5 protein-coding genes are annotated in these 2,633 nt (G+C 58.9%); all 5 read left to right on the plus strand.

Features of this window, described 5'->3' with window-relative positions:
* Positions 1–154: 154 nt before the first annotated feature.
* The 5 genes from ACOCD2_RS16380 (at position 155) to ACOCD2_RS16400 (ending at position 2,627) form a co-directional block, all read left to right on the plus strand.
* The gene (locus ACOCD2_RS16380) at positions 155–322 is read left to right on the plus strand and encodes a hypothetical protein (RefSeq protein ID WP_293674926.1); all 168 of its coding nucleotides are present in this window, start codon (positions 155–157) and stop codon (positions 320–322) included.
* A 197-nt stretch (positions 323–519) separates the two neighbouring features.
* On the plus strand, positions 520–1,176 hold the full coding sequence (locus ACOCD2_RS16385) for a hypothetical protein (protein ID WP_293674927.1): 657 nt from the start codon (positions 520–522) through the stop codon (positions 1,174–1,176).
* A 621-nt stretch (positions 1,177–1,797) separates the two neighbouring features.
* Complete coding sequence (locus tag ACOCD2_RS16390; RefSeq protein ID WP_419625796.1) at positions 1,798–1,998, plus strand: hypothetical protein; 201 nt, start codon at positions 1,798–1,800, stop codon at positions 1,996–1,998.
* A complete protein-coding gene (locus tag ACOCD2_RS16395; protein ID WP_419604819.1) occupies positions 1,982–2,353 on the plus strand; it encodes an IS66 family transposase in 372 nt (123 codons plus the stop codon). The genes ACOCD2_RS16390 and ACOCD2_RS16395 overlap by 17 nt, the downstream gene beginning before the upstream one ends.
* Before the next feature lie 25 nt (positions 2,354–2,378).
* On the plus strand, positions 2,379–2,627 hold the full coding sequence (locus tag ACOCD2_RS16400; RefSeq protein WP_419625797.1) for an IS66 family transposase: 249 nt from the start codon (positions 2,379–2,381) through the stop codon (positions 2,625–2,627).
* The last annotated feature ends 6 nt before the right edge of the window (positions 2,628–2,633 follow it).

Here is a 2,633-nt window from a genome sequence, read left to right on the forward strand (position 1 = left end):
AATCATGGGCCATCAGGAAGGGTGGTAATTAGCTATACTTATGGCATATTAACCAGAATTATGACAGCGGCCTTGCTAAACTTTTTCCGATGAAGTCCGGTGAAAACGGTGAAACTTCAGCTATTTATAGACGGTAACTATTTAGGAGAAAATTATGTCTAAACTACCAAATACCCTGGGCGACGAATTTCAAACCACCGATTTCGCCGATGGGTATGAGCGACACTTGACAGCGCTGACCTTGGTCGAGGACAAAAAAGACGACCCGGAGGTCATCCCCGTGGTTAAGGCGGCCGAAAAGCCGATTGCTGATCTGAAATGATCGGGGATCTCCTGGTCGCATCGTGGCTCGGAGGCGCGTATTTACCCTCTGGCGGATTCTTGTATCCTGACCGGATGTACCAGGCTGACCAGGCACGATACGCCCGCACGGATCCCCTCAGGGCGTCTGCCAGCCTCTACGCGTATGCGTCCGATCCCCTCGGCGATCCCGATTATTCGGGCGACGCCCCTGTCGGTGTGGGGGCTAGCACAGCGGTGAACGTCGCAGCGCTTTACCGGGCAGATTCAGTAGCCGAGGACCTTGTCACACTGTCGACCATCAGTGAGGCGACACTGGAGCGCTCAGAGGTCACACGATCGACAGCGGCGGCTGCCCGTGTGACGGCATCCACCCGCCAGATGCCATCCCCTCTGGCACGGCGGTATATGCCGGATGATTCCGTGCGTTTTGATGCCGAAGCGGCTGTGCGGGTCGAGAATTTGCTGAGCGGACTGCCAAATCGGGTCACGGTGAGTGATCATTTTCTGCGCCAGTACGTAGGTCACGAGCCCATTGATTCGGCGGCGGCGCAAATGGACGATCTACCCGACGGGGATCGGGAGGGTCGTAATCGCATCCTGCGTCGTACGTATAATGGCCATCCTCCCCTGGCGAGACAAGACGCCATTCTGCTGGCGAGCCTGGGCGGTCAGCCATTACCCACATCCGACAAAATCGGGTTACAGATGCCAGGGGATAGTTGGCGACGACGGGCAGAGCGGGGGGCGGAAAATGGAGAGGCTATCGTGCGCAATTACAAATCCACTTGGCTTGTTGCCGGCACATCTCTGGTCGGCGCGTCGATCGTGATCGGCGCAGGCTATATCATTATGCGCTCGTTCGGGCTGTTCTGATCCGACATGACCGCTCAGTTGCTGAGCGCCGCATGGCTGGGCGCATTGTTCACCCAGCAAATCACCCTGATGCCGGATCTGGCGTATCCCATCCGGCGTTTTTGCGCGTTGATCCGGCGCATCAGCATACACCTACACGTCCGGTAACCCGTTGGCCTATCCGGATCACTCGGGCGCCGCCATCGACACTGAGGCACCATCGACACCGCGTTACCCGAGCATCTGGAACACGATGGCACCCGAGTACGGCGACGGTCCTGAGTCGGTGCTGGGCATGCGCAGCGGGGTGTCGACAGTGTACTCAGGGGCTCGGCGGGGAGCACACAGGGAACGATCCGCATTGGCGGTGAATCGATGCTCTCCAACGTGGGGGGTAAATTTTATCGGGCTCTGGCTGGCTATCCCGATGCGGCAAGCCGAGCAGATTTCAAAAATTACTACAGCCGCCTTTACGCGCACGGCGCATTGGACGATCCGGCTTATCCCTACGAGCTCAACGCCAACGAACCGCGACTGGGAGAGCCTTGGGGTGGCGAATTGCCGTATAAAGGCAGGCCGTTGCCGGCCTATGTTCCGGAGCCCCGTATCCACCCCCGCCGCCCCAAGCGTGTCTTCTGCCTCGTGATAGATTTTGGGACATCCCAGTCCCCAAAATCGACTCGGCCTTTGACAACCTATTTGTGCCCCAGCCGTCCTGGCCACCCAGCACTACGCAACAACTTTGCAAGCTCGTTGCTGCTCCGTACTTGGCTCCCAATGACTGGACGCCGCGTTTGGATGCCTACTTTGCTTCCCCTCTGGCGCTATGCGCACGACGGGTAAGCAGTGCGGCGTCGCGGCTACTGGGGACTACCAGCCTTCGCTTCGCTCTCCATGGCTGGCAGCGAAGGAAACGGGCAAAGCCGCCCAGTCGGACAAATGGATGTGGGTCATCCGGGGTGGCCCACCGGATCAGCCTGTTGTGCGCTGCCACTACGATCCTTCACGCAGTGAGGAGGTGCCCTTGCGGCTGCTCGATGGCTTCGAAGGCGTTCTCCAGACCGACGGCTATGCCGGCTACAACCGGGTATGTCGGGAAAACACCATCACCCGCATCGGCTGCTGGGACCCTGCCCGGCGCAAGTTCGTCGAAGCCGGCAAAGCCGCGCCAACGAATAAAGAAAGACACAAAGGTTAGCAAGGCGGACGCGGCCATTGGCAAGATCCGCAAGCTCTATGCCATCGAGAAACGCATCAAGGATCTGCCTGCGGCAGAAAAGACCCAACAACGTCAGCAGCTGGCGCAACCGGTACTCGATGACCTCAAGGCCTGGCTGGAGAAAAACAGCACCCGGGCGCCTAGCCCGCATCGCTCACCGATCCCCTGGTTCCGGCGTTTTTGGGCGCCGGGACGTGGCCAAGATAGACCGATAGCCCATTTCTCGTGCCAAGGTACTCGCCGAGAGAAGTAATTCTCG

Source organism: Thiolapillus sp., from assembly GCF_048562965.1.
Lineage (GTDB): Bacteria > Pseudomonadota > Gammaproteobacteria > Chromatiales > Chromatiaceae > Thiolapillus > Thiolapillus brandeum_A.

What these genes read in the sequence shown, in the direction of transcription:
- ACOCD2_RS16380 (WP_293674926.1), top strand. Translation starts at nt 155, where the DNA reads ATGTCTAAACTACCAAATACCCTGGGCGACGAATTTCAAACCACCGAT.
- ACOCD2_RS16395 (WP_419604819.1), top strand. Translation starts at nt 1,982, where the DNA reads ATGCGCACGACGGGTAAGCAGTGCGGCGTCGCGGCTACTGGGGACTAC.